The sequence below is a fragment of the Pluralibacter gergoviae ATCC 33028 = NBRC 105706 genome (assembly GCF_001598855.1).
GTDB classification, from domain to species: domain Bacteria; phylum Pseudomonadota; class Gammaproteobacteria; order Enterobacterales; family Enterobacteriaceae; genus Pluralibacter; species Pluralibacter gergoviae.
In genome coordinates, this window is sequence record NZ_BCZS01000019.1 from 47,959 (window position 1) to 74,602 (window position 26,644).

Annotated in this window: 26 protein-coding genes; 21 read left to right on the plus strand and 5 right to left on the minus strand. The window is 60.8% G+C overall.

Annotation, left to right across the window (positions count from 1 at the left end; all coding sequences use genetic code 11):
- Window positions 1–11: 11 nt before the first annotated feature.
- The gene (gene panM, locus ENGE1_RS17835; protein WP_048254902.1) at window positions 12–392 is read right to left on the minus strand and encodes an aspartate 1-decarboxylase autocleavage activator PanM; all 381 of its coding nucleotides are present in this window, start codon (window positions 390–392) and stop codon (window positions 12–14) included.
- Between the two features lie 421 nt (window positions 393–813).
- Between panM and livK the strand changes: the two genes are divergently transcribed.
- From livK to ugpQ, 10 genes are all read left to right on the plus strand, one after another.
- Window positions 814–1,923, plus strand: coding sequence for a high-affinity branched-chain amino acid ABC transporter substrate-binding protein LivK (livK, locus tag ENGE1_RS17840; protein ID WP_043080975.1), 1,110 nt, complete (start codon window positions 814–816; stop codon window positions 1,921–1,923).
- Window positions 1,924–1,983: 60 nt separating this feature from the next.
- Window positions 1,984–2,910, plus strand: coding sequence for a high-affinity branched-chain amino acid ABC transporter permease LivH (livH, locus tag ENGE1_RS17845; RefSeq protein ID WP_045289437.1), 927 nt, complete (start codon window positions 1,984–1,986; stop codon window positions 2,908–2,910).
- Window positions 2,907–4,184 (plus strand): high-affinity branched-chain amino acid ABC transporter permease LivM, encoded by a 1,278-nt coding sequence (locus tag ENGE1_RS17850; RefSeq protein ID WP_043080973.1) that lies wholly within the window; start codon window positions 2,907–2,909, stop codon window positions 4,182–4,184. The genes livH and ENGE1_RS17850 overlap by 4 nt, the downstream gene beginning before the upstream one ends.
- Complete coding sequence (livG, locus tag ENGE1_RS17855; protein ID WP_048254904.1) at window positions 4,181–4,948, plus strand: high-affinity branched-chain amino acid ABC transporter ATP-binding protein LivG; 768 nt, start codon at window positions 4,181–4,183, stop codon at window positions 4,946–4,948. The genes ENGE1_RS17850 and livG overlap by 4 nt, the downstream gene beginning before the upstream one ends.
- Window position 4,949: 1 nt before the next feature.
- Entirely contained in the window at window positions 4,950–5,663 is a 714-nt protein-coding gene (gene livF, locus ENGE1_RS17860) for a high-affinity branched-chain amino acid ABC transporter ATP-binding protein LivF (protein WP_043080971.1), read from the plus strand.
- A 223-nt stretch (window positions 5,664–5,886) separates the two neighbouring features.
- Complete coding sequence (gene ugpB / locus ENGE1_RS17865; RefSeq protein WP_048254905.1) at window positions 5,887–7,203, plus strand: sn-glycerol-3-phosphate ABC transporter substrate-binding protein UgpB; 1,317 nt, start codon at window positions 5,887–5,889, stop codon at window positions 7,201–7,203.
- A 53-nt stretch (window positions 7,204–7,256) separates the two neighbouring features.
- Window positions 7,257–8,153 carry a sn-glycerol-3-phosphate ABC transporter permease UgpA gene (ugpA, locus tag ENGE1_RS17870; RefSeq protein WP_045289441.1) on the plus strand — a complete coding sequence of 299 codons (897 nt, stop codon included), beginning with the start codon at window positions 7,257–7,259 and terminating at the stop codon, window positions 8,151–8,153.
- Between the two features lie 14 nt (window positions 8,154–8,167).
- Window positions 8,168–9,013 (plus strand): sn-glycerol-3-phosphate ABC transporter permease UgpE, encoded by an 846-nt coding sequence (ugpE, locus tag ENGE1_RS17875; protein ID WP_045289474.1) that lies wholly within the window; start codon window positions 8,168–8,170, stop codon window positions 9,011–9,013.
- Window position 9,014: 1 nt separating this feature from the next.
- Complete coding sequence (locus ENGE1_RS17880; RefSeq protein ID WP_048254907.1) at window positions 9,015–10,085, plus strand: sn-glycerol-3-phosphate import ATP-binding protein UgpC; 1,071 nt, start codon at window positions 9,015–9,017, stop codon at window positions 10,083–10,085.
- Window positions 10,082–10,822 carry a glycerophosphodiester phosphodiesterase gene (gene ugpQ, locus ENGE1_RS17885; protein ID WP_048254909.1) on the plus strand — a complete coding sequence of 247 codons (741 nt, stop codon included), beginning with the start codon at window positions 10,082–10,084 and terminating at the stop codon, window positions 10,820–10,822. The genes ENGE1_RS17880 and ugpQ overlap by 4 nt, the downstream gene beginning before the upstream one ends.
- Here ugpQ and ENGE1_RS17890 read toward each other — a convergent pair.
- Window positions 10,819–11,172: a DUF2756 domain-containing protein gene (locus ENGE1_RS17890; protein ID WP_043080965.1), complete on the minus strand. Its 354-nt coding sequence runs from the start codon at window positions 11,170–11,172 to the stop codon at window positions 10,819–10,821. The genes ugpQ and ENGE1_RS17890 overlap by 4 nt on opposite strands.
- A gap of 174 nt (window positions 11,173–11,346) precedes the next feature.
- Between ENGE1_RS17890 and ggt the strand changes: the two genes are divergently transcribed.
- Complete coding sequence (ggt, locus tag ENGE1_RS17895) at window positions 11,347–13,086, plus strand: gamma-glutamyltransferase (protein WP_064360663.1); 1,740 nt, start codon at window positions 11,347–11,349, stop codon at window positions 13,084–13,086.
- A 35-nt stretch (window positions 13,087–13,121) separates the two neighbouring features.
- Here the strand turns inward: ggt and yhhY are convergent, their stop codons facing one another.
- Complete coding sequence (gene yhhY, locus ENGE1_RS17900) at window positions 13,122–13,610, minus strand: N-acetyltransferase (RefSeq protein WP_048254911.1); 489 nt, start codon at window positions 13,608–13,610, stop codon at window positions 13,122–13,124.
- Between the two features lie 229 nt (window positions 13,611–13,839).
- Window positions 13,840–14,466 carry a bactofilin family protein gene (locus ENGE1_RS17905; protein WP_043080962.1) on the minus strand — a complete coding sequence of 209 codons (627 nt, stop codon included), beginning with the start codon at window positions 14,464–14,466 and terminating at the stop codon, window positions 13,840–13,842.
- 212 nt (window positions 14,467–14,678) lie between these two features.
- Here ENGE1_RS17905 and ENGE1_RS17910 point away from each other — a divergent pair, with 212 nt between their 5' ends.
- The 9 genes from ENGE1_RS17910 to ENGE1_RS17950 all read left to right on the plus strand — a co-directional run bounded on the left by ENGE1_RS17910 (window position 14,679) and on the right by ENGE1_RS17950 (window position 24,680).
- Complete coding sequence (locus tag ENGE1_RS17910; protein ID WP_043080961.1) at window positions 14,679–15,374, plus strand: pirin family protein; 696 nt, start codon at window positions 14,679–14,681, stop codon at window positions 15,372–15,374.
- Window positions 15,375–15,479: 105 nt separating this feature from the next.
- Entirely contained in the window at window positions 15,480–16,475 is a 996-nt protein-coding gene (gntR, locus tag ENGE1_RS17915; protein WP_043080960.1) for a gluconate operon transcriptional repressor GntR, read from the plus strand.
- 144 nt (window positions 16,476–16,619) lie between these two features.
- Window positions 16,620–17,150: a gluconokinase gene (gene gntK / locus ENGE1_RS17920; protein ID WP_043080959.1), complete on the plus strand. Its 531-nt coding sequence runs from the start codon at window positions 16,620–16,622 to the stop codon at window positions 17,148–17,150.
- A complete protein-coding gene (gene gntU, locus ENGE1_RS17925; protein WP_043080958.1) occupies window positions 17,150–18,493 on the plus strand; it encodes a gluconate transporter in 1,344 nt (447 codons plus the stop codon). The genes gntK and gntU overlap by 1 nt, the downstream gene beginning before the upstream one ends.
- A 276-nt stretch (window positions 18,494–18,769) precedes the next feature.
- The gene (locus tag ENGE1_RS17930; RefSeq protein WP_048254913.1) at window positions 18,770–19,327 is read left to right on the plus strand and encodes a fimbrial protein; all 558 of its coding nucleotides are present in this window, start codon (window positions 18,770–18,772) and stop codon (window positions 19,325–19,327) included.
- 80 nt (window positions 19,328–19,407) lie between these two features.
- A complete protein-coding gene (locus ENGE1_RS17935; protein ID WP_225823448.1) occupies window positions 19,408–20,088 on the plus strand; it encodes a fimbrial biogenesis chaperone in 681 nt (226 codons plus the stop codon).
- 15 nt (window positions 20,089–20,103) lie between these two features.
- Window positions 20,104–22,611 carry a fimbria/pilus outer membrane usher protein gene (locus ENGE1_RS17940; RefSeq protein WP_048254917.1) on the plus strand — a complete coding sequence of 836 codons (2,508 nt, stop codon included), beginning with the start codon at window positions 20,104–20,106 and terminating at the stop codon, window positions 22,609–22,611.
- A 3-nt stretch (window positions 22,612–22,614) separates the two neighbouring features.
- Window positions 22,615–23,952 carry a fimbrial protein gene (locus ENGE1_RS17945; protein WP_225823446.1) on the plus strand — a complete coding sequence of 446 codons (1,338 nt, stop codon included), beginning with the start codon at window positions 22,615–22,617 and terminating at the stop codon, window positions 23,950–23,952.
- A complete protein-coding gene (locus ENGE1_RS17950; RefSeq protein WP_048254921.1) occupies window positions 23,949–24,680 on the plus strand; it encodes a fimbrial biogenesis chaperone in 732 nt (243 codons plus the stop codon). Before ENGE1_RS17945 ends, ENGE1_RS17950 begins: the two co-directional genes overlap by 4 nt.
- Here the strand turns inward: ENGE1_RS17950 and ENGE1_RS17955 are convergent.
- Complete coding sequence (locus tag ENGE1_RS17955; protein WP_043080954.1) at window positions 24,658–25,251, minus strand: YhgN family NAAT transporter; 594 nt, start codon at window positions 25,249–25,251, stop codon at window positions 24,658–24,660. The genes ENGE1_RS17950 and ENGE1_RS17955 overlap by 23 nt on opposite strands.
- 208 nt (window positions 25,252–25,459) lie before the next feature.
- On the opposite strand from ENGE1_RS17955, the gene asd reads away from it, so the two are divergent.
- Window positions 25,460–26,566, plus strand: a complete 1,107-nt coding sequence (gene asd / locus ENGE1_RS17960) for an aspartate-semialdehyde dehydrogenase (protein WP_043080953.1) — start codon at window positions 25,460–25,462, stop codon at window positions 26,564–26,566.
- The last annotated feature ends 78 nt before the right edge of the window (window positions 26,567–26,644 follow it).

The following is a 26,644-nucleotide window of genomic DNA, read 5'->3' on the forward strand; positions in this document are numbered from 1 at the left end:
CCCGGCACCTGTTATTTTTCCCAGCCATCGCCTGCTGCGCTAAACCCCAGCGCGCGCATAAACGCATCCGCGATCGCAAGGTCCTCAACGCCGTCTCTGCTCATCCGCCAGCGGCTAACCCCGGGGTTGTCCCGCAGCGTCTCCTCCAGCAAATATTGCCCCACGCCGCGGCGGCGGGTGACTTCCCGCACGCAGAGATCGTCTAGCCGGGCCCGATCGCCCTCGAAAGTAACCCGCACCGCGCCGAGCAGCCGCTCATTAAAGCGCGCGGCGTAGAGGCGATGCGCGTCATTGAGCCGCAGGCCCGCCGCGTCGCACTGCGGCCAGATTTTACCCAGGTCAATGAGATCCTGCCCGCTGAGCGCCGTCAGCCTGATAATCGTCAGTTTCATATGAAGCCCGTTTGTCAAAAAAGATGCCCGGAGTGTACCGAAGAATGCCGCCCGCCGGTTTCTATTTTTATCGCCGGGAACAGGGGATTTGTTTATAGGTATGTAAAAGAGTGGCGCAATACGTCACGGAACGGAAATTAAACAAAATTTTAACCTGAGATCTGGCCTTCTATTTAGCTTATCGCACCATTATTTTATGCTGAAAGGTGTGCTTTTTTTTGTTTATCTCCACCGTGATCCAGAATATTATCTTTGCTTAATCGACTGAAAAATAGAGACTTTGGTCTTGTTTTTGGCGAAAAAACTCTATAAACCATTAAAGAGACTGATAAAAATAGCATTGTACACAAAAAGCACAGCGCAATTTTTAATCATATAACTACAAATTAACAACACGACATCACGAATGGGGATTTACAACATGAAACGGAACGCGAAGACGTTGATCGCGGGCATGATTGCACTGGCAGTGTCGCAGGCCGCGGTGGCTAAAGACATCAAGGTAGCGGTCGTCGGCGCGATGTCTGGCCCGGTAGCGCAGTGGGGCGATATGGAATTCAACGGTGCCCGTCAGGCCATTAAAGACATTAACGCCGCCGGCGGCATTAAGGGCGATAAGCTGGTGGCGGTCGAATACGACGACGCCTGCGATCCGAAACAGGCGGTCGCCGTGGCCAACAAAGTGGTTAACGCCGGCATTAAATACGTGATTGGCCACCTCTGCTCCTCCTCCACGCAGCCCGCCTCGGACATCTATGAAGACGAAGGCATTCTGATGATCTCGCCGGGGGCGACCAACCCGGAGCTGACCCAGCGCGGCTATCAGTACATTATGCGCACCGCCGGGCTCGACTCCTCGCAGGGGCCTACCGCCGCGAAGTATATCCTTGAGCACGTCAAGCCGCAGCGCATCGCTATCATTCACGACAAGCAGCAGTACGGCGAGGGGCTGGCCCGCTCGGTGATGGATAATCTCAAGCAGGGCGGCGCTAACGTGGTGTTCTTTGACGGCATCACCGCCGGGGAGAAAGACTTCTCCGCGCTGGTAGCGCGTCTGAAGAAGGAGAACATCGACTTCGTTTACTACGGCGGCTACTACCCGGAAATGGGGCAGATCCTGCGCCAGGCGCGCTCCGTTAACCTGAAAACCCGCTTTATGGGCCCGGAGGGCGTTGGCAATGCCTCCCTCTCCAATATCGCCGGCCCCGCCGCCGAAGGCATGCTGGTAACTATGCCGAAACGCTACGACCAGGATCCGGCCAACAAAGCCATCGTTGATGCGCTGAAGGCAGAGAAAAAAGATCCGAGCGGGCCTTACGTGTGGATCACCTACGCCGCCGTGCAGTCGCTGGCGACCGCCATGGACCGCACCGGCAGCGCGGATCCGCTGGCGTTAATTAAAGATTTAAAAGAACACGGGGCAAAAACCGTGATTGGGCCGCTGAACTGGGATGAGAAAGGCGATCTGAAGGGATTTGAATTTGGCGTCTTCCAGTGGCACGCGGACGGTTCATCCACCGCTGCGCAGTAAGAAGACACGTTATCCCGCTGCCCGCGCCGCTGACGCGGGCAGGTTTGAAAAGGTTACCTTATGTCTGAGCAGTTCCTCTATTTTCTCCAGCAGATGTTTAACGGCGTCACGCTGGGCAGCACCTACGCGCTGATCGCCATCGGCTATACCATGGTGTACGGCATTATCGGCATGATCAACTTCGCCCACGGCGAGGTGTACATGATCGGCAGCTACGTGTCGTTTATGATCATCGCCGCCCTGATGATGATGGGCATCGATACCAGCTGGCTGCTGGTGGCCGCCGGGTTTGTCGGCGCTATCGTTATCGCCAGCGCCTACGGCTGGAGCATCGAGCGGGTGGCCTACCGGCCGGTGCGCAGCTCCAAGCGCCTGATTGCGCTGATCTCCGCCATCGGGATGTCTATCTTCCTGCAAAACTACGTCAGCCTGACGGAAGGCTCCCGCGATATCGCGCTGCCGAGCCTGTTTAACGGCCAGTGGCTGGTCGGCCAGGGCGAGAACTTCTCCGCCAGCATCACCACCATGCAGCTGGTTATCTGGGTGGTGACCTTTGTCGCGATGCTGGCCCTGACGCTGTTTATCCGCTATTCGCGGATGGGCCGCGCCTGCCGCGCCTGCGCCGAAGACCTGAAGATGGCGAGCCTGCTCGGCATCAACACCGACCGCGTTATTGCCCTGACCTTTGTGATCGGCGCGGCGATGGCGGCGGTGGCGGGCGTGCTGCTCGGCCAGCTGTACGGCGTGATTAACCCCTATATCGGCTTCATGGCCGGGATGAAGGCCTTCACCGCCGCGGTGCTTGGCGGTATCGGCAGCATTCCGGGGGCGATGATCGGCGGGCTTATTCTCGGCATCGCCGAGTCGCTCTCCTCCGCCTACCTGAGTACCGAATATAAAGACGTGGTCTCCTTCGCGCTGCTGATCGTGGTGCTGCTGGTGATGCCGACCGGCATTCTGGGCCGTCCGGAGGTAGAGAAAGTATGAAACCGATGCATTTTGCGATGGCGCTGTTTTCTGCTGCCATGTTCTTCGTGCTGGCGGGCGTCTTTATGGGCGTCCAGCTCAGCCTCAGCGGCACGACGCTGGTGGTCAACCGCGCGGCGGACATTCGCTGGGAGTGGATCTTTATCGGCACCGCGGTGGTTTTCTTCTTCCAGCTGGTGCGCCCCGCCTTTCAGCGCGGGCTGAAGAATATCTCCGGACCGAAGTTTATCCTGCCCGCCATCGACGGCTCGACGGTCAAGCAGAAGCTGTTCCTGGTCGCCCTGCTGGTGATTGCGGTGGCGTGGCCGTTTATGGTCTCGCGCGGCACCGTGGATATCGCCACCCTGACCATGATCTACATTATTCTCGGTCTCGGCCTTAACGTGGTGGTCGGGCTCTCCGGCCTGCTGGTGCTGGGCTACGGCGGCTTCTACGCCATCGGCGCCTACACCTTCGCGCTGCTGAACCACTACTACGGCCTCGGTTTCTGGACCTGCCTGCCGCTGGCGGGGCTGGTGGCCGCTGCCGCCGGCTTCCTGCTCGGCTTCCCGGTGCTGCGCCTGCGCGGCGACTATCTGGCGATTGTGACCCTCGGCTTCGGCGAGATCGTGCGTATCCTGCTGCTCAACAACACCGAAATTACCGGCGGTCCGAACGGCATCAGCCAGATCCCCAAGCCGACGCTGTTCGGCCTGGAGTTCAGCCGTTCGGCGCGGGAAGGGGGCTGGGATACCTTCAGCAACTTCTTTAACGTCAGGTACGATCCGTCCGACCGGGTGATCTTCCTCTACCTGGTGGCGCTGCTGCTGGTGGTGCTGACCCTGTTCGTGATTAACCGCCTGCTGCGCATGCCGCTGGGCCGCGCCTGGGAAGCGCTGCGCGAAGACGAAATCGCCTGCCGCTCGCTGGGCCTGAGCCCGACGCGCATCAAGCTGACCGCCTTTACCATCAGCGCCGCCTTTGCCGGCTTTGCCGGCACGTTGTTCGCCGCCCGCCAGGGCTTCGTCAGCCCGGAGTCCTTCACCTTCGCCGAGTCCGCCTTCGTGCTGGCTATCGTGGTGCTGGGCGGCATGGGATCGCAGTTCGCCGTGATTCTGGCGGCGGTTCTGCTGGTGGTCTCCCGCGAGATGATGCGCGACTTTAACGAATACAGCATGCTGATGCTCGGCGCCCTGATGGTGCTGATGATGATCTGGCGCCCGCAGGGGCTGCTGCCGATGACCCGCCCGCAGCTGAAGCTGAAAAATGGCAAAGCGAAAGGAGAGCAGGCATGAGTCAGCCACTGTTATCGGTAAACGGCCTGATGATGCGCTTTGGCGGCCTGCTGGCGGTCAATAACGTCAATCTTGAGCTGCACCCGCAGGAGATCGTCTCCCTCATTGGCCCCAACGGCGCGGGAAAAACCACGGTCTTCAACTGCCTGACCGGCTTCTATAAGCCTACCGGCGGCACTATCCAGCTGCGCGATCAGCAGCTTGCGGGCCTGTCGGGCCAGCAGATCGCCCGCATGGGCGTGGTGCGCACCTTCCAGCACGTGCGGCTGTTCCGCGAAATGACGGTGATCGAGAACCTGCTGGTCGCCCAGCACCAGCAGCTGAAAACCGGCGTCTTCTCCGGGCTGCTGAAAACCCCGGCGTTTCGTCAGGCCCAGAGCGACGCGCTGGACCGCGCCGCGACCTGGCTGGACCGCATCGGCCTGCTGGCGCACGCCAACCGGCAGGCCAGCAACCTCGCCTACGGCGACCAGCGCAGGCTGGAGATCGCCCGCTGCATGGTGACTCAGCCGGAAATTCTGATGCTCGACGAGCCGGCGGCCGGTCTCAACCCGAAGGAAACCAAGGAGCTGGACGAGCTGATCGCCGAACTGCGCAGCCACCACAACACCACCATCCTGCTGATCGAGCACGATATGAAGCTGGTAATGGGGATCTCCGACCGCATCTACGTGGTCAACCAGGGCACGCCGCTGGCAAACGGCACGCCGGAGGAGATCCGCAACAATCCTGACGTCATTCGCGCCTATCTCGGAGAGGCATAAGATGGAAAAAGTAATGTTGTCTTTTGACAAGGTCAGCGCGCACTACGGCAAAATTCAGGCGCTGCACGAGGTGAGCCTGCACATCAAGCAGGGCGAGATAGTTACCCTGATCGGCGCCAACGGCGCCGGTAAAACCACGCTGCTCGGCACGCTGTGCGGCGATCCGCGCGCCAGCAGCGGGCGGGTGGTGTTTGATGACAAGGATATTACCGACTGGCAGACCGCGAAAATCATGCGCGAGGCGGTGGCGATCGTGCCGGAGGGCCGCCGCGTCTTCTCCCGCATGACCGTCGACGAAAACCTGGCGATGGGCGGCTTTTTTGCCGACCGCAGCCAGTTTCAGACGCGCATTAAGTGGGTCTACGAGCTGTTCCCGCGCCTGTGGGAGCGCCGCGTGCAGCGGGCGGGCACCATGTCCGGCGGCGAGCAGCAGATGCTGGCGATCGGCCGCGCGCTGATGAGCCAGCCGCGCCTGCTGCTGCTGGATGAGCCTTCGCTCGGCCTGGCGCCGATCATCATCCAGCAGATCTTCGACACCATCGAACAGCTGCGCAAAGAGGGGATGACCATCTTCCTCGTCGAGCAGAACGCTAACCAGGCGCTGAAGCTCGCCGACCGCGGCTACGTGCTGGAAAACGGCCGCGTGGTGCTGGAAGATACCGGCGCGCGGCTTCTGGCCAATGAGGCGGTGCGCAGCGCCTATCTGGGCGGTTAATCTTGCTTTACCGGCGGCGCCCTGCCGCCGGTTTCTCCCTTTCCCGTGCCGCACCTCTCATTTCTCCCTCCCCGCATCGTCATCCTCTTGTCATCGCCCTGACCCGTTACTATCTTTTTGTTGTAACAAAAATGTTATTTTTCTGTAATTCGAACATGTCATGTTAGCCCGCGAACATAAAATGCGTGAAATCGCTCATCCGGAACAACAAGAGAGATAACCGATGATATCGTTACGACATACAGCTTTAGGCGTTGCGCTGGCGCTCTCCTTTACAGGCCAGGCGCTGGCCGTCACCACCATCCCATTCTGGCACTCTATGGAAGGCGAGCTGGGTAAAGAAGTTGATTCCCTGGCGCAGCGCTTCAACGACGCCAATCCGGATTACAAAGTTGTTCCGGTATATAAAGGCAACTACGAACAGAACCTGGCCGCCGGGATCGCCGCCTTCCGCACCGGCAATGCGCCGGCGATTTTACAGGTGTATGAAGTGGGCACCGCCACCATGATGGCCTCGAAGGCGATCAAGCCGGTGTATCAGGTGTTCAGCGACGCGGGGATTGCCTTCGATGAGAAGCAGTTCGTGCCGACCGTCTCCGGCTACTACACCGACGCCAAAACCGGCCACCTGCTGAGCCAGCCGTTCAACAGCTCCACGCCGGTGCTCTACTACAACAAAGACGCGTTTAAGAAAGCGGGCCTCGATCCGGAGCAGCCGCCGAAAACCTGGCAGGAACTGGCAGCAGACACCGCGAAGCTCAAGGCCGCCGGGATGAAGTGCGGCTACGCCAGCGGCTGGCAGGGCTGGATCCAGCTGGAGAACTTCAGCGCCTGGAACGGTCTGCCGTTCGCCAGCAAAAACAACGGCTTTGACGGGACCGACGCGACGCTTGAATTTAATAAGCCGGAGCAGGTGAAGCACATCGCCCTGCTGGAGGCGATGAACAAGAAGGGCGACTTCAGCTACTTCGGCCGCAAGGATGAATCCACCGAGAAGTTCTACAGCGGCGACTGCGCCATCACCACCGCCTCTTCCGGCTCGCTGGCGGACATTCGCCAGTACGCCAAATTTAACTACGGCGTCGGCATGATGCCTTACGATGCCGACATTAAGGGCGCGCCGCAGAATGCAATCATCGGCGGCGCCAGCCTGTGGGTGATGGGCGGTAAGGATAAAGAGACCTATACCGGCGTGGCGAAGTTCCTCGAATTCCTGACTAAACCGGAAATCGCCGCCGAGTGGCACCAGAAGACCGGCTATCTGCCGATCACCACCGCCGCCTACGACCTGACCCGCCAGCAGGGCTTCTACGACAAAAATCCGGGCGCCGATATCGCCACCCGCCAGATGCTGAACAAGCCGCCGCTGGCGTTCACCAAAGGGCTGCGGCTGGGCAATATGCCGCAGATCCGCACCATCGTGGACGAGGAGCTGGAGTCGGTGTGGACCGGCAAGAAGACGCCGCAGCAGGCGCTGGACAGCGCGGTTGAGCGCGGGGACCAGCTGCTGAGGCGCTTTGAGAAAGCCACCAAACCTTAACGTCTTTACCCTCTCTCTTTCGGAGAGAGGGTTTTTAACACCAGAGTCGACCTATGTCATCATCGTCCGAATCGAGACCGGTATTCCGCTCGCGCTGGCTGCCCTATCTACTGGTCACGCCGCAGCTCATCATTACGGTTATTTTCTTTATCTGGCCCGCCGGCGAAGCCCTGTGGTACTCGGTGCAGAGCGTCGATCCCTTCGGCCTCTCCAGCGAGTTCGTCGGGCTGGACAACTTTAGCGGCCTGCTGCACGACACTTACTACCTGGACGCCTTCTGGACCACCATCAAGTTCAGCGCCCTGGTGACCTTCAGCGGCCTGGCCGTCTCGCTGTTCTTTGCCGCGCTGGTCAACTACGTCATTCGCGGCAGCCGCCTGTACCAGACTCTGCTGCTGCTGCCCTACGCGGTGGCGCCGGCGGTGGCCGCCGTGCTGTGGATCTTCCTCTTCAACCCCGGCCGCGGGCTGATCGCCCACTGGCTGGCGGAGGTGGGCTACGACTGGAACCACGCCCAGAACAGCGGCCAGGCGATGTTCCTGGTGGTGTTCGCCTCGGTGTGGAAGCAGATAAGCTATAACTTCCTGTTCTTCTTCGCCGCCCTGCAGTCGATCCCGCCGTCGCTGCTGGAGGCGGCGGCCATCGACGGCGCCGGGCCGGTGCGGCGCTTCTTCGCCATCGCGCTGCCGCTGATCGCCCCGGTGAGCTTCTTTCTGCTGGTGGTCAACCTGGTGTACGCCTTCTTCGACACTTTCCCGGTGATCGATGCCGCTACCGGCGGCGGTCCGGTGCAGGCGACCACCACGCTTATCTATAAAATTTACCGCGAAGGCTTTGCCGGGCTGGATCTCTCCTCGTCGGCGGCGCAGTCGGTGGTGCTGATGTTCCTCGTCATCGTTCTGACCGTGGTGCAGTTCCGCTACGTGGAAAGTAAGGTGCGCTATCAATGAGCCAGAATAACCCGATGATTGAGCACCGCCCGGGCCTGACGTTGTTCAGCCACGTAATGCTGATCCTCGGCATCGCCGTGATCCTGTTTCCGCTGTACGTCGCCTTCGTGGCGGCGACGCTGGACAACAAGGCGGTGTTCGCCACGCCGATGACCCTGCTGCCGGGCACGCACCTGCTGGAGAATGTGAAAACCATCTGGACACAGGGCGTGGGGGCCAACAGCGCGCCGTTCTGGCGGATGCTGCTCAACAGCGCCATCATGGCGCTGACCATTACCGTCGGCAAAATCAGCGTTTCGATGCTGTCGGCGTTCGCCATCGTCTGGTTCCGCTTCCCGCTGCGTAACCTGTTCTTCTGGATGATCTTTATCACCCTGATGCTGCCGGTGGAGGTGCGTATCTTCCCGACGGTAGAAGTGATGGCGAACCTGCATATCCTCAACAGCTACACCGGCCTGACGCTGCCGCTGATGGCCTCGGCCACCGCCACCTTCCTGTTCCGCCAGTTCTTTATGACCCTGCCGGACGAGCTGATGGAGGCCGCGCGCATCGACGGCGCTTCGCCGATGCGCTTTTTCCGCGACATCGTGCTGCCGCTGTCGAAAACCAATCTCGCGGCGCTGTTTGTGATCATTTTTATCTACGGCTGGAACCAGTATCTGTGGCCGCTGCTGATCGTCACCGACGTCAATCTCGGCACCGCCGTGGCGGGTATTAAGGGCATGATCGCCACCGGCGAGGGCACGACGCAGTGGAATCAGGTGATGGCGGCGATGCTGCTGACCCTGATCCCGCCGGTGATTATCGTTTTAGCCATGCAGCGCGCGTTCGTGCGTGGCCTTGTGGACAGTGAGAAATAAGATGGCTGGCGTTAAGTTACAGGCAGTAACCAAGAGCTGGAATAACGGCAAAACCCAGGTGATTAAGCCGCTGACGCTGGATATCGGCGACGGCGAGTTTATTGTGATGGTCGGGCCGTCCGGCTGCGGCAAATCGACGCTGCTGCGGATGGTCGCCGGGCTGGAGCGGGTCTCCGGCGGCGATATCTGGATAGACAACCGGCGCGTTACCGAGCTGGAGCCAAAGGATCGCGGCATTGCGATGGTGTTCCAGAACTACGCGCTCTATCCGCACATGAGCGTCGAAGAGAACATGGCCTGGGGCCTGAAAATTCGCGGCCTCGGCAAGGCGCAGATCGCCGAGAAGGTGAAAGAGGCGGCGCGCATCCTTGAACTGGAGCCGCTGCTCAGGCGCCGCCCGCGCGAGCTTTCCGGCGGCCAGCGCCAGCGCGTGGCGATGGGCCGCGCCATCGTGCGCGATCCGGCGGTGTTTCTGTTCGACGAGCCGCTCTCCAACCTCGATGCGAAATTACGGGTGCAGATGCGCCTGGAGCTGCAGCAGCTGCACCGCCGCCTGAACACCACCTCGCTGTACGTGACCCACGATCAGGTGGAGGCGATGACCCTCGCCCAGCGGGTGATGGTGATGAACGGCGGTATCGCCGAGCAGATCGGCACGCCGGTGGAAGTGTACGAAAAGCCCGCCAGCCGCTTCGTGGCGAGCTTTATCGGCAGCCCGGCAATGAACCTGCTGGACGGCCAGGTCAGCGCCGACGGCCGCCGCTTTGAGCTGCCGGGCGGCGTAGCGCTACCGGTGCCGGCCCCCGGAAACCACGCCGGGCGCCCCATGACGCTGGGTATCCGCCCGGAACATATTGCGCTAAGCTCACAGGCCGAAGGCGGGATCCCGCTGGTGGTCGATACCCTGGAGATGCTCGGGGCCGATAACCTGGCCCACGGCCGCTGGGGCGATCGGAAGCTGGTGGTGCGGCTCGCCCACCAGCAGCGTCCGCAGGCGGGCAGCACGCTGTGGCTGCACCTGCCGGACAACCATCTGCATCTGTTTGACGGAGAAACAGGACAACGCGTATGAACAACTGGCCCTATCCCCGCATCGTCGCCCACCGCGGCGGCGGCAAGCGGGCGCCGGAGAACACCCTTGCGGCAATTGACGTCGGGGCGCGCTACGGCCACACCATGATCGAATTTGATGCCAAGCTGTCAAAAGACGGGCAGATCTTTCTGCTGCACGATGACAACCTGGAGCGCACCAGCAACGGCTGGGGCGTGGCGGGGGAACTGACCTGGGATGAACTGCTGCGCGTTGATGCCGGCAGCTGGTTCAGCGGCGAGTTTAAGGGCGAGAAGCTGCCCCTGCTGTCCGACGTCGCCGACCGCTGCCGCGAACACGATATGATGGCGAATATTGAAATTAAGCCGACCACCGGCAGCGGCCCGCTGACCGGGAAAACCGTGGCGCTGGCGGCGAGCGAGCTGTGGCAGGGGATGACGCCGCCGCTGCTCTCTTCCTTTGAAATCGACGCCCTTGAGGCAGCGCAGCAGGCCGCTCCGGCGCTGCCGCGCGGGCTGCTGCTCGACGATTGGCGCGAGGACTGGCAGGCGCTGACGGCGCGTCTGGGCTGCGTCTCAATTCATCTTAATCATAAGCTGCTGGACGAGGCTCGGGTGAAGATGCTGAAGGCGGCCGGGCTGCACATCCTGGTTTATACGGTCAACAAGCCCCAGCGGGCGGCGGAGCTGCTGCGCTGGGGCGTGGACTGCATCTGCACCGATGCGATTGACGTTATCGGCCCGGACTTTCAGCCTTAATAGCGGCTGCTGCTCGATGAAGAGCGCAGCATATCGCCGTTCTGCGGGCGGCTGTTGAGCATGCTGCCGCTATTGTTCGGCAGCATCTGGCCGCCGGGCTGGGCGCGCTGAATGCTCTGCTGCTGATTGTCCAGCTGGGTGCGCATCTCCAGGCGCTGCTGCCGGGACTGGTTCTGCAGCTGTTGGTTCAGGTTGCTCTGCTGCTGGATCTGCCGGGTCTGCATCTCATTCTGCAGCCGCTGCTGGCTGCGGATCTGATAGCCGGGCTGATTGGGGTTGTTGGTCGGATTCAGGGGCTGCGCCAGGGTGACAAAAGGCACCAGCGCCGCCAGCCATAATAGCTTTTTCATCTCATTATCCTCCGCTGAAGGCTTATATAACGCTGAAGGCTCATTTAACGCTGAAGGCTTATTTAACGCTGAAGGCTCCATTAAGTTTACGCCCAATCCGCCATTCCGGTGATTTTTTCAGAGTTGTGAACCAGGCTTAAGCAGCAGCACTCATCCTTTTTACGGAGAATAACAATGATGAACGCACGGTTCTGGCGCGCGGCGGCTGTCGCTGCGCTTCTGGCAGGAGGCAGTTTTGCGGCGGTAGCGACGGCGCCGCCGCCGGTTTCCTACGGCGTCGAAGAGGACGTCTTCCATCCGGTAAGGGCGCAGAACGGCATGGTGGCGTCGGTTGACGCGGCGGCGACCCGCGTTGGGGTCAGCGTGCTGAAGCAGGGCGGCAACGCGGTGGATGCCGCCGTGGCGGTCAGCTATGCCCTGGCGGTGACCCATCCCCAGGCCGGTAACCTCGGCGGCGGCGGCTTTATGCTGATCCGCCTGAAGGACGGCAGAACCACGGCCATCGATTTTCGCGAAATGGCGCCCGCGGCGGCCAGCCGGGATATGTTCCTCGACGCCCAGGGCAATCCCGACGGTAAAAAGTCGCTCACTTCGCATCTGGCTTCGGGGACGCCGGGCACCGTCGCGGGCCTGTCGATGGCGCTGGAGAAGTACGGCACGATGCCGCTGGATAAGGTGATTGCGCCGGCGATAACGCTGGCAAAAGAGGGTTTTATCGTCAACGACGCCCTGGCGGACGATCTGAAAACCTACGGCAGCGAAGTGCTGCCCCAGCACGCCAACAGCAAAGCCATCTTCTGGAAGGACGGCGAGCCGCTGAAGAAAGGCGAGCGGCTGGTGCAGGCGAACCTTGCGAAGAGCCTGACGCTTATCGCCAAAGAGGGCCCGGATGCCTTCTATAAAGGCGCCATTGCCGACCAGATTGCCGATGAGATGAAAAAGAACGGCGGCCTGATAAGCAAAGCCGATCTGGCGGCGTACAGGGCCGTCGAGCGCCAGCCGGTCAGCGGCGACTACCGCGGCTATCAGGTCTACTCCATGCCGCCGCCCTCGTCCGGCGGTATTCATATTATTGAGATCCTCAACATCCTCAGCCAGTTTGATATGCACCAGTACGGTTTCGGCAGCGCCGATGCCATGCAGCTGATGGCTGAGGCGGAGAAGCGCGCCTACGCCGACCGCTCCGAGTACCTGGGCGATCCGGACTTCGTCAAGGTGCCGTGGCAGGCGCTGACCAGCAAAGAGTACGCGAAGTCGCTGGCGGCGGAGATCGACATTAATAAGGCGAAACCGTCCAGCGAGATCCGCCCCGGTAAGCTCGCGCCCTACGAGAGCAATCAGACCACCCACTTCTCGGTGGTCGATAAAGCCGGCAATGCGGTGGCAGTGACCTACACCCTGAATACCACTTTCGGCACCGGCATCGTGGCGGGCAACACCGGCATCATCATGAATAACGAAATGGACGACTTCTCCGCCAAGCCCGGCGTGCCGAACGTTTACGGCCTGGTGGGCGGCGAGGCCAACGCCGTCGGGCCGAAGAAGCGCCCGCTGTCGTCGATGTCGCCGACCATCGTGGTGAAAAACGGCCAGACCTGGCTGGTGACCGGCAGCCCCGGCGGCAGCCGGATCATCACCACCGTGCTGCAGATGGTGGTCAATACCATCGACTTCGGCATGAACGTGGCGGAGGCGACCAGCGCGCCGCGCTTCCACCACCAGTGGCTGCCGGACGAGCTGCGGGTGGAGAAGGGCTTTAGCCCGGATACCCTGAAGCTGCTGGCGCAGAAGGGGCAGAAGGTGGTGGTCAAGCCGGCGATGGGCAGCACCCAGAGTATTATGATCGGCCCGGACGGCATGCTGTACGGCGCGTCCGATCCGCGCACGGTGGATGATTTAACGGCGGGATACTGACGATTCGCCCGCTCCCGGCGGGGAGCGGGCGGCAGTTACTTCACGCGCGCCATGTAGTAGGCATCGACGTATTGGCCGTTGCGCAGGGCGTACTTTCTGCCGGTGCCCTCGATTTCAAAGCCGTGCTTGCGGTAGACGGCGATGGCCGGTTCGTTATCGACAAAAACGGTCAGTTCGATGCGGTCCACGCGCAGCCAGTTGTCGCACATATCGGTCATGGTGCGGATCAGCGCGCTGGCCACGCCGCGATTCTGCCAGCGGGCGTCGACGCAAATGCCGAAGTCGGCCACGTGGCTGCGGCGCGGGCGTTGTGCCACATCAATGACCAGGTGCCCGACAACGATATCGTCAATACAGGCCACCAGCTGCTTAACGCCGGGCCTGTCGGTTAGCCGCTCGTTCCACATCTGCTCAGAGGGATGAGGCACCTGTAGGGTGTTGTGGTACACCTGCGGCTGGGCGTGGATCTGGCGAATGGACTCAAAGTCCTTAGTCTCAGCATGGCGTATCACTATCTCACTCATTCCTCATCTCCTTCAGGGGCAATCATCCTCTTTACCTTCTCCGAGAGGCAAAAGTTCGTCAACCGCTGTTTTTTAGAAAAAATAAGTAGACAAGTGCGAATGATAATGATTATTATTGCCATGCATTCAGGGAGACCCCTGCGGTGAACCTGAAAGCACGACATTGCTCACATTGCTTCCAGTATTACTTTTATAGCCAGCCGGGTGCTGGCTTTTTTTTATCTGCGATTCAGGCTTCCTGAACCACGGCCTCTTTTTCACTGACCATCTCCACCACGTTGTCGGCCGCTTCCGCGACGGTTTCCGCCTGACCGCTGAACGTGCCGCCGCGCTTGATTGCCAGGGAGCGGTAGGCGATAGCGCCGGTGATGTTGCCGTGTTCCTGAATATCGATGGTCTCGGCCCGGCACTGGCCGAGCACGGCGCCGTCGATCACCAGCTCTCTGGCCATAATATTGCCCTCGACGTAGCCGCTGCGCATAATTTTCACCATGCCGTCCGCCGCCTCGATATTGCCGTAGACCCTGCCGTGAATATAGAGCGTGCCGGTAGCGCTGATATTGCCGTCGAAGCGCACGTCGCCGGCAATCACCGTATTTGCCTGCGGGGATTCAGCGGCATCGGGCGTTTTGGCGACGGGCAGCGGCGGCGCAGCGGTTATTTTCTCGATCCTGGCGCTATTTTTCTCTTTTCCAAACATGGCGGTAATGTCCCTCTTTACGAAATGAAGCAGCAACAGCAGCGCTGCGAATATGGATACCAGCAGGGCCGTGCGGTCCCACTGACACAGCCACAAAATAAGCGAAGTCAGCCACAGCACCAGGGCTGCGTTAAGCGAAAGGTAGGGTAAATACATGTTGAGTCTCCGCTTTCCATAGCGGGCTGATTATCCCACTCCGACCCGCCGCGCGTAAATTCATAAACCGTACGCAGAGCGCCATTCTGGGATGTGAGTCCTAATCCGTACCTTTCATAAATTTTGAACAGAGCCATCAATAATCACCCTCTATCATCGGCGCCTGTTCCGGTCCACACTACTCCTATCGCAAACGAACGGGAGTAAACATCATGATCTACTTACGCAAAGCCAACGACCGCGGCCACGCAAACCACGGCTGGCTGAACTCCTGGCACACGTTCTCTTTCGCTGACTACTACGATGCCAACTTTATGGGGTTCTCTGCGCTGCGGGTAATCAATGATGACGTGATTGATGCCGGGCAGGGCTTCGGTACGCATCCCCATAAAGATATGGAGATCCTGACCTACGTGCTGGAAGGCGCCGTGGCGCATAAAGACAGCATGGGTAATGAAGAGCAGGTTCCCGCCGGCGAGTTTCAGATAATGAGCGCCGGGACCGGTATCCGCCACTCGGAGTACAACCCGAGCAGCACCAGCCCGCTGCACCTGTATCAGATCTGGATCATCCCGGAAGAGAAGGGCATTACGCCGCGCTACGAGCAGCGCCGCTTTGACGCCGTTCAGGGCAAACAGCTGGTGCTGTCGCCGGACGCGCGCGAAGGCTCGCTGAAGGTCTATCAGGACATGTGCCTCTACCGCTGGGCGCTGCTGAAAGAGGAGCAGTCGGTGCATCAGATCGCTGCGGATCGCAAAGTCTGGATCCAGGTCGTTAAGGGCGAGGTGGCGATCAACGGCACCAAAGCCAGCACCGGCGACGGCCTGGCCATCTGGGACGAGCAGGCTATCTCCGTGCACGCCGACGGCGAGGCCGAGATTTTGCTCTTCGATCTGCCGCCGGTTTGATCCGGAATAAATAATTTATCCAACCTTCCCGCTTAAACGGGAAGGTTTTTTCACGTCCGTGATAGACTCAGGCGTAATGTCTCCCTGGTTATCCTTTGCAGGACAATGAAAAAGAAAAGACCCGTACTTCAGGACGTTGCCGATCGCGTCGGCGTCACCAAAATGACGGTCAGCCGTTTTTTGCGTAATCCCGAACAGGTTTCGGTGGCGCTGCGCGGTAAAATTGCCGCTGCGCTTGATGAACTGGGCTATATTCCCAACCGCGCGCCTGACATTCTCTCCAACTCCACCAGCCGGGCTATTGGCGTACTGCTTCCCTCGCTGACCAACCAGGTCTTTGCCGAGGTGCTCAAGGGCATTGAGAGCGTGACCGACGCCTACGGCTACCAGGCGATGCTGGCCCACTACGGCTATAAGCCGGAAATGGAAGAGGAGCGGCTGGAGTCGATGCTGTCGTGGAATATTGACGGCCTGATCCTCTCCGAACGCAACCACACGCCGCGCACCCGCAAAATGATTGAGGTCGCCGGGATTCCGGTGGTCGAGCTGATGGACAGCCAGTCTCCCTGTATCGATATTGCGGTGGGTTTTGATAATTTCGAAGCCGCCCGCCAGATGACGGCGGCGCTTATTGCCCGCGGCCATCGCCATATTGCCTACCTCGGCGCCCGCCTCGATGAGCGCACCATTATCAAACAGCGCGGCTATGAGCAGGCGATGCGCGACGCCGATCTTGCGGCCTACAGCGTGATGGTGGAGCAGTCTTCCTCATATTCAGCCGGTATTGAGCTGATGCGCCAGGCGCGCCGCGAGTATCCCCAGCTCGACGGCATCTTCTGTACCAACGATGACCTTGCGGTCGGCGCCGCCTTTGAGTGCCAGCGGCTGGGGCTGAATATCCCCGCCGATATGGCCATCGCCGGTTTCCACGGTCACGATATTGGCCAGGCCATGGAGCCGCGGCTTGCCAGCGTGCTGACCCCGCGCGAGCGGATGGGGAAGATTGGCGCAGAGCGCCTGCTGGCCCGTATCCGTGGTGAAATAGTTACGCCGAAAATGTTAGATTTAGGTTTCACATTGTCACCGGGCGGATCTATTTAATCCAACAATTTTGAAGTGGATCACACAACGCAGTTTCTCAGCCATTTATCGCACGGATGGTGATTGCTTATCAATTGGCCTGGCAGGACAATGTTACCGATAACATTTTACCCGTAACATTCGTAATAATTTCTGGAGGCCGCTTTGAGCACGACCAATCACGAGCACCATGTCTATGTCCTGATGGGCGTATCCGGTAGCGGTAAATCCGCCGTCGCCAGCGAAGTGGCACATCGTCTGAATGCCGCATTCCTGGACGGGGACTTCCTCCATCCGCGCAGCAACATTGAAAAAATGTCCTCCGGCGCGCCGCTGAATGACGATGACCGTAAACCGTGGCTGCAGGCGCTGAACGATGCCGCTTTTGCGATGCAGCGGACCAACAAAGTGTCGCTGATCGTCTGTTCCGCGCTGAAAAAAACCTATCGCGATATTCTGCGCGAAGGTAACCCGAACCTCTCCTTTATCTATCTGAAAGGGGACTTTGAGTTAATTGAGAGCCGCCTGAAGGCGCGCAAGGGCCACTTCTTTAAAACCCAGATGCTGGTAACGCAGTTTGAAACGCTGCAGGAGCCGAATGCCGAAGAGCGCGACGTACTGATCGTTGATATCGACCAGCCGCTGGAAGGTGTTGTCTCCAGCACCATCGATCTGATCGAAAAGGGCAGTAAATAGTGACAACATTAACGTTAGTCTTAACAGCGGTCGGCTCCGTGCTGCTCCTGCTGTTTTTAGTCATGAAGGCGCGTATGCACGCCTTCCTGGCGCTTATGGTGGTTTCTATTGGCGCAGGTCTGTTCTCCGGTATGCCGCTGGAAAAAATTGCGGCAACCATGGAGAAGGGGATGGGAGGCACGCTGGGTTTCCTGGCTATCGTAGTCGCGCTCGGCGCGATGTTCGGTAAGATCCTGCACGAAACGGGCGCAGTCGACCAGATCGCCCTCAAGATGCTGAAATCTTTCGGCCACAATCGCGCCCACTACGCCATCGGCGTTGCCGGCCTGATTTGCGCCCTGCCGCTGTTCTTTGAAGTGGCCATCGTGCTGCTGATCAGCGTGGCGTTCTCTATGGCGCGCCACACCGGCACCAACCTGGTGAAGCTGGTCATTCCGCTGTTTGCGGGCGTAGCCGCCGCCGCCGCGTTCCTGCTGCCGGGGCCTGCGCCGATGCTGCTGGCCTCCCAGATGCACGCCGACTTTGGCTGGATGATCCTCATCGGTCTGTGCGCGGCGATCCCGGGCATGATTATCGCCGGTCCGCTGTGGGGCAGCTTTATCAGCCGCCACGTTGAGCTGCACATTCCTGACGAAACCGCTGAGCCGCACCTGGGCGAAGGCGCGAAGCTGCCGTCTTTCGGCTTCAGCCTGTCGCTGATCATGCTGCCGCTGGTACTGGTTGGCCTGAAAACTATCGCCTCCCACTTCGTTCCTCAGGGATCAACGGCCTACGAGTGGTTTGAATTTATCGGCCATCCGTTTATCGCTATCCTGATCGCCTGCCTGGTGGCTATCTACGGTCTGGCGTTCCGCCAGGGGATGGCGAAGGACCGCGTGATGGAGATCTGCGGCGCGGCGCTGCAGCCTGCGGGTATCATCCTGCTGGTTATCGGCGCCGGCGGCGTGTTCAAGCAGGTGCTGGTGGATTCCGGCGTTGGCCACGCGCTGGGCGATGCCCTGAATGGCATGGGCCTGCCGATTGCGCTGACCTGCTTTATCCTCGCTGCGGCGGTACGTATTATTCAGGGTTCGGCAACCGTTGCCTGCCTGACCGCCGTCGGTCTGGTGATGCCGGTGGTTGAGCAGCTGAACTACAGCGGCGCGCAGATGGCGGCGCTTTCCATCTGTATCGCGGGCGGCTCCATCGTGGTCAGCCACGTGAACGACGCCGGCTTCTGGCTGTTCGGTAAGTTTACCGGCGCGACCGAAGCGCAGACGCTGAAAACCTGGACGATGATGGAAACCATCCTCGGCACCGTCGGTGCCATCGTCGGGATGATCGCGTTCTCGCTGCTGAGCTAATTCCCGCAAGCCCTTTCCCGACGGGAAAGGGCTTTTGTTTATTTATCGCTTCCCGCCGCACTTCTCACTGATTCAGACTGTAAATCATCGTTTTCTCGTAAATTGTCGCCTCTCCCTACCCGAATCAATAAATCGCGAATTATTGCCAGATACTCCTCTTATTCTGCCGAAGAGTCGTTGTATTAATATTCTGACTGAATCAGCCGTCACCCGGCTATTCAGAATGGAGTCTCGTTGGGAGATATCATTACTCTGCGAACTAATAAGGATATATCAATGAACAAGAGGTCATTGCTGTGCGCGATGCTACTTGGCGCATTACCCGCCGCCGCGCTGGCCGCGCCCACGGTCACGTTTGAAGGGGAGGTCACGGACCAAACCTGTAAAGTGATGATTAACGGGCAGACCAGTGCCGTGGTGCTGCTGCCGACCGTATCAATGAGCGAATTTGGCGGGTCGCTGGCGAATGGGCAAACGGCGGGACTGACGCCGTTTACCGTCTCCCTGACCGGCTGTACGGCGCCGACGGACGCGGCGGTGGATATTAAGACCGTTTTTCTCGGCTATGACGTTGACGCGGCGACCGGCGTACTGGGAAACCGGGCAACGGCCAATGCGGCGAAGGGGTTCGGTATTCAGCTGACTGAAAAGTCTGACGATAAGGACAGCGGTATTGTTCTCTCCGGCATGACGCCGGTTGCCGGGCTGACGCTGCCGAAAGATGCGACGGAAACGGAGCATCAATTTGGCGCGCAATATTTTGTCATTGAAGCCAGCGGCGCTCAGGCGGGGAAAATTACCGCCGTTGCTGAATATACCCTCAGTTACTTTTAATCACGATCCTCTGGCCGGACGCTCGTGCGGCCAGAAATAACGCTTCGAGGCCAGGGATGCGCGCCTGTTTATTGTTAGGAGTGGCGCTGACGCTTGTTTGCAGCCACCCTGTCTTTGCCGGCATTGTGATGACCGGCACCCGGGTAATTTATCCCGCCGACGCGCGGGAAAAGTCGGTGCAGCTAAGCAACACCGGCACCCGCCCCTATATTGTTCAGATGCAGATGGATGACGGCAGGCCCGGCGACGGGCAGGCCAGCGATGCTTTTGTACTCACGCCGCCCATTTTTCGCATGGAGCCGGGCGCCGGTCAGTCGGTCCGCCTGCGCTACGTGGGAAAAGCGCTGCCGCAGGACAGGGAGTCGCTGTTCTACCTGAGCTTCACCCAGCTGCCCGCCGCGACGACCGCTGAGCAGAGCGGCAACCAGCTGGTGCTGGCGGTGACCAACCGGGTGAAGGTGTTCTGGCGCCCGCGCGGCCTGACCGACGATGCGGAGGCGATAGCCCGGGGCCTGACGCTCCGCCTCAGCGGCAATACTTTCCACGTCAGCAACCCGTCGGGGCGCTTTGCCAGCGTGCGCCGCGCCAGCCTGGTGGTCAATGGCCGCGAGATCCGGCTGGCGGAGTCCGCGATGGTGGCGCCGAAGTCGACGGCTGAATGGCGGCCTTCGGCGCCGGTCAGCGGCCTGCGGGGCGCGCGCCTGCGGCTGGTGCTGGTGAACGACTACGGCAGCGATGTTGTCACCGAGCGGGTGCTGTAAACGCGGTCGGCGAAGATGAAATATTGCCTGATACTCTGCCTGTTGCTTCTCTGTCCCACCGGGGCAAGGGCCGCCGACGGGCCCTCCTCGCCCGCGCTGGCCGACGATGATGAGTATCATTTTTCGCCCGAGCTGTTTCGCGGCGGGCGATTCAGCGAGGCGCGCCTTGCGCAGTTGACGAAAAAGCACGACGTCGCCGCCGGTACATATAAGCTGGATCTGTACCTCAACGGTGAATTTATTGATGCCGCTGAAGTTGAGGTTATCCGGCAGGGCAGCGGCCGCGCCGCGCCCTGTCTGCGCCCGGAGGTCTACCGGCGCATCGGCATCAGGCGAGCAGGACAGGCGGCGGATGAAAGCCGCTGCCTTGTTTTTGAGCGTGAAGTGCAGGGCGGTCAGGCGGCGGTCGATATGGCCAGGCTGCGGCTCAACCTCAGCGCGCCCAGGGCGGCGCTCAACCGCGCGCCGCGCGGCTATGTCGACCCGCAGGATCTGACCACCGGCAGCACCATCGGCTTTATTAACTACCTCAGCAATTACTATCACGTCGATTACGCCAGGGGGGCGGGAGGCAGCCGGGATTCGGCGTGGCTCTCGCTGAACGGCGGGGTCAACGCCGCCGGCTGGCAGTACCGGCAGCTGTCCAACCTCAGCTGGAGCCGCGAGGCGGGCTACCGCTGGTATACCCTTCGCAGCTACCTGCAAAAGCCGCTGCCGGGCATCGGAAGCCAGCTGATGCTGGGCGAGCTGGTGACCTCGGGGCGCTTTTTCTCGGGGCTGAGCTATCGCGGCGCGGCGCTGGCGACGGACGACCGCATGCTGCCGGACGCGATGCGCGGCTATGCGCCGGTCATCGCCGGGGTCGCCGCCAGCAACGCCAGGGTGTTGGTGCGCCAGAACGGCCAGGAGATTTACCAGACCACCGTGGCGCCGGGCGCATTTGAGATTAACGATCTCTATCCCACCAGCTACAGCGGCGATCTGGAGGTTGAGGTGATCGAGGCCGACGGCGCGGTGAAGTCCTTCAGCGTGCCGTTCTCGGCAGTGCCCGAGTCCATGCGCCCGGGCATCTCGCGCTTTAACATTGAAACCGGCAGGATCCGCGACGGCGGCGACGCGTCGTGGTTTGGCGATCTCACCTGGCAGCGCGGCCTGAGTAATGCGATTACTTTTAACAGCGGGCTGCGCCTTGCCGACGGCTACCGGGCCGGCATGCTGGGCGGCGTTTACAGCAGCCGTCTGGGGGCCGTGGGGCTGGATGTCACCGCATCGCAGGCGCGCATGCCCGGTGCCGGTAACGTGCACGGCTGGATGAGCCACCTTTCATGGAGCAAAACCTTCCAGCCGACCGGCACCACGTTCTCTCTGGCGGGCTACCGCTACTCGACGCGCGGCTATCGCGATCTCAGCGATGTGCTGGGCATCCGCAGCGCGGCGAGGGCCGGAGAGGGCTGGTGGTCCACTACCTCCTCCCAGCATTCGCGGTTCGATATCTCGCTGAGCCAGAGCCTGCAGCGGCTGGGCAGCCTGTTTGCCACCGGCTCGACCCAGAGCTATCGCGACGGGCGCAGCCGCGACACCCAGCTGCAGCTCGGCTACGGCAACAGTTTTCTCCACGGCATCGGTATGAATCTCACCGTTGGCCGCCAGCGGTCCGGCGGCCACGGCGAGCGCGGGCGGCTGCAGACCTTCAGTTCGCTCTCTTTCTCGCTTCCGCTGGGCAAACCGACCCTGAGCACCTCCATCACCCGCGCCAGCGGCGGCGGCACCCAGTACCAGAGTTCGCTCTCCGGCTCGCTGGGCGAACAGCAGGCTACCGGCTACGGCCTCAGCGTCAGCCACGACCGCCACCACGGCCAGACCACGGTCGGCGGCAACCTGCAGCGGCGGCTGCAGGAGACGACGCTGGGCTTCAATGCCTCGCGCGGCGACGGCTACTGGCAGGCATCGGCCAATGCCCAGGGGGCGCTGGCTATTCACGGCGGCGGGCTGACCCTCGGCCACTACCTGAGCGACACCTTCGCGCTGGTGGAGGCCAAAGGCGCAGAGGGGGCCAGGGTCTACAACGCCCACGAGGTCACGATTGATAAAAGCGGCTATGCGCTGATCCCGGCGGTCACCCCCTACCGCTACAACCGCATCACCCTCGACCCGCAGGAGATGGACGGCGGCGCCGAGCTTATCGACAGCGAGCGGCGCATCGCCCCGGTGGCGGGCGCGGCCGCGAAGGTGGTGTTCCGCACCCGCCGCGGCACCGCGATGCTGATCAAATCCACCCTGCCCGACGGCTCGCCGGTGCCGCTGGGCGCCGACGTACTCGATGAGGCCGGGACGACGGTCGGCATGGCCGGACAGGGCGGGCAGATTTACGTGCGCAGCGAACGCGACAAGGGAAGGCTGATTGTCCGCTGGGGCGATGGGGCGGCAGAGCGCTGTGGGCTGGCGTTTCAGTTATCCAGTGCCGATGTCGACAAGCCAATGGTCCGCCTGGCGTCAGTCTGTTCACCTGAAGGAGTTAAGTGAAATATGAGAAGAGATTTCCCGATGATATTCAGACGCTGGGTCTGGCTAGTATTGCTATTGGCCGCTGCGCCAGGGTGGAGCCGGTGTACCAACACCAAGGCCGGACAGACTGAAAATGAATACACGGCAATTATCCCCTTTGGCAAGGTTAACCTTACCGATGTGCATCTCGCCCCGGTTGGTTCCCTGCTGGCAAGCGTCGTGGTTCCGCCAACCAATTATACTTACGGCGGCGCATCGGGGGCTACGGTGCTCTGGGAGTGTGATGAAGCCGATCTTAGCAGTATCTATTTTCTGGTGGCGACGAATGGGGACGACCGCGTAGGGGGGTTTTACGATCTCGGCGCTGTCGATGGGCTGGCGAACGTATATGCCACCTGGTTTGCCTATGTCGGTATTCGACAGACCATGGCGGGTGTCACCCTGACCCGCTACTGGCAGAAGGTGCCAATAACCAACTGGAATAAAACGGATAAAGGTAAAGTTCAGATCAGGCTACAGGATATTCCGCCGCTGCAGGCTGAGCTATATCGTATTAGCACCTTACCCGGAACCTCATCAAACTCTTACTGGTGTGGAAATAACAATACCGACGGTGGCGGCATTCGTTTTGCAAAGCCCGGCGGGGCGGTGTATTCCTGTACTCAGCCGAACAGCTATATCCAGCTTTCCAGTAATGACGACAATGTTGTCCCTTTCGCGCACGATCTGCCCGGCGAGGACAGCGCAACGCACTATGATTTCTGGGGCGTAGACAACGGCTTCGGCTACGGTATGCGCACCGGCAGCACCCTCTACAGCAACCCCACCTGCGTTGCCCGCAGCGCCGATCCGCTGGTGGTCCTGCCGCCAATATCCGTCAACGATCTGAATAACGGCCTGACCAGCGGCGCCCGCTTCTCCGTGCTGGTGGAGTGCAGCGAAGCGGCGCAGTCGGGGGTAGGCGACACCCAGACGGCGATGGGCTTTCAGGTGTCCGAAGGCGCGTTCTCCGCCGCGAAGACGCTGGGGCTGGTCAACGCCAGCGGCGGCGTCAGCGCCCTGGTGTCCGACAACTACTTTGCCAACGGCGTGGCGAAGGGCGTGGGCATCACCCTGGCACATAGCAGCGCGCCCGGCGCGCCGCTGACCCTGCTCGGCCAGCCCGCTGCGGCAGCGGGCGGCGCGGCGGCCGGGTGGTATCCCGTCCTGCAGGGGGCGACAAAGGCGGGCAGCGCCCTTAACGGCTACAGCCATTACACCTACTCGCTGATTGCGACCCTCAAAAAGCTTAACGACACTCAGAACGTGACGGCGGGCAGGGTAAAGGCCACCGCCTACGTGGTGGTGAAGATGCAATGATCAGAATCGCGCTTACCGCACTGCTCTGCCTGCTGACCGCGCTGCCGCTAAGGGCGGGGATCCTCGCCGACGGCACCCGGGTGATCTATCCGGCGCAGCGCCGGGAGAAAACGCTGATGCTGGCGAACACCAACCGCTATCCGGTTATCGTGCAGAGCTGGGTGGACGACGGCGAGGGCAATCCGGAGCTCGCCCGCGCGCCCTTCGTGGTGCTGCCGGCGGTGTTCCGCCTGGCGCCCGGCGAGCGGCAGGCTATCCGCATTATCTACAATCAGGACCCGCTGCCGCCGGACCGCGAGTCGGTTTTCTGGCTAAACCTCTATGAAATTCCGCCTGAGACGCGCGGCCAGGCCGAGACTCCCCGCGTGACGCTGGCGATGAATACCCAGCTGAAGCTGTTCTGGCGCCCGGCGGGCCTTACCGCCGCGCTGGATAAGGCGGTCGATAAGCTGCGTTTTCGGCTGGTGAGGGAGGGAACGGGCTGGGCCATAGAGTGCGAAAACCCCACGCCGCTGAACGTCTCCTTTACCTCGCTGCAGCTGGCGGGCGGCGCGGGCGCGGCGCCGGATATGGATATGATGACCCGCGCCTTCAGCACCCGCCGCTATACGCTGAGCGGCCCGCCGGGCGGGGCCCGGCAGATCCGCTTTAGCTGGCTGGATGAGCATGGCGCGGCCAAAACGGGAACGGCGGCGATAGGGCGGGTTATCCCTTCATCCACACCCTGACGCCGTCGAGGAACATCTGCGTGGCGAGCATGATCAGGATAAGCCCCATCAGCCGCTCCAGGGCGTTAACCCCTTTCTGTCCGAGCAGGCGCAGGAAAAGTCCGGACTGCATCAGGATGACGACCGTACCGCCCCAGGCGAGCAGCAGGGCGATCACCAGGTGGCCCATCTGATTCGGATACTGATGCGAGAGCAGCATCAGGGTCGCCAGCAGGGAGGGGCCGGCCACCAGCGGGATGGCCAGCGGCACGATAAAGGGTTCGTCGCCGGCAGGCAGGCCGCTGCCGCTGCCTTCGCCGTCGGGGAAAATCATTTTTATGGCAATCAGAAACAGAATGATGCCTCCGGAGATAGAAACCGTCTCCGTGCTCAGCTTGAGGAAGGCCAGGATCTTCTCCCCGGCAAAGAGAAACACCAGCATGATGAGCAGTGAGATCAATAGCTCACGTATCATGATCGCCCGGCGGCGCTTCGGCTCCATGTGTTTGAGTACCGACATAAAAATGGGCAAATTTCCCAGTGGATCCATAATCAGGATCAATAAAACTGCCGCAGAAAGGATTTCGCTCATGACCTTGTTCCCTGATAATTGCCTTTATTCCCTCTTCGATTGCGCAGAGGCATTGACGGCAGAATAAGTTGCTTTACTGATTAATTAACAATCATTGAATATTTTCACTTGCGACTTTGGCTGCATTTTGTAATGTGAGGGATGCCCCATTCTCCGGAAGGGAAAGAGGGTCAGCACAACAGCACACATCTCTGCAGGAAAACACGCTATGAAAAATGTTGGTTTTATCGGCTGGCGCGGTATGGTCGGCTCTGTACTCATGCAGCGCATGGTAGAAGAGCGCGACTTCGACGCTATCCGCCCGGTTTTCTTCTCGACCTCGCAGTTCGGCCAGGACGCGCCTGCGTTCGGCACCGGCACCGCTGGAAAGCTCCAGGATGCCTTCGATCTGGAGGCGCTGAAGGCGCTCGACATTATTGTCACCTGCCAGGGCGGCGATTATACCAACGAAATCTATCCAAAGCTGCGTGAAAGCGGCTGGCAGGGCTACTGGATTGACGCCGCCTCGTCGCTGCGCATGAAGGATGATGCAATCATTATTCTCGACCCGGTCAACCAGGACGTGATTACCCGCGGCCTGAACAGCGGCGTGAAAACCTTTGTCGGCGGCAACTGCACCGTCAGCCTGATGCTGATGTCGCTGGGCGGCCTGTTTGCCAATGACCTGGTGGAGTGGGTATCGGTCGCCACTTATCAGGCGGCCTCCGGCGGCGGCGCCCGCCATATGCGCGAGCTGCTCAACCAGATGGGCCAGCTGCACAACTACGTGGCTGACGAGCTGGCGAACCCGGCTTCCGCCATCCTGGATATCGAACGTAAAGTCACCCAGCTCTCCCGCAGCGGCGATCTGCCGGTAGACAACTTCGGCGTGCCGCTGGCCGGCAGCCTGATCCCGTGGATTGATAAGCAGCTCGATAACGGCCAGAGCCGCGAAGAGTGGAAAGGCCAGGCAGAGACCAACAAGATTCTGGCGACGCAGAACACCATCCCGGTGGACGGGCTGTGCGTGCGCGTCGGCGCCCTGCGCTGCCACAGCCAGGCCTTCACGCTCAAGCTGAAGAAAGATGTGTCGATTCCGACCGTTGAGGCGATGCTGGCGGCACACAACCCGTGGGCGAAGGTGGTGCCAAACGATCGCGAGGTGACCATGCGCGAGCTGACGCCGGCGGCAGTCACCGGCACGCTGACCACGCCGGTCGGGCGGCTGCGCAAGCTGAACATGGGGCCGGAGTATCTCTCGGCCTTCACCGTCGGCGACCAGCTGCTGTGGGGCGCCGCCGAGCCGCTACGCCGGATGTTGCGGCAGCTTGCATAGGTAAGAAATTGCAAAAAGGGGTGATGCGTCACCCCTTTTTTGTGCCCGTAAGTTATACGTAGAACAAAGCATATTGGC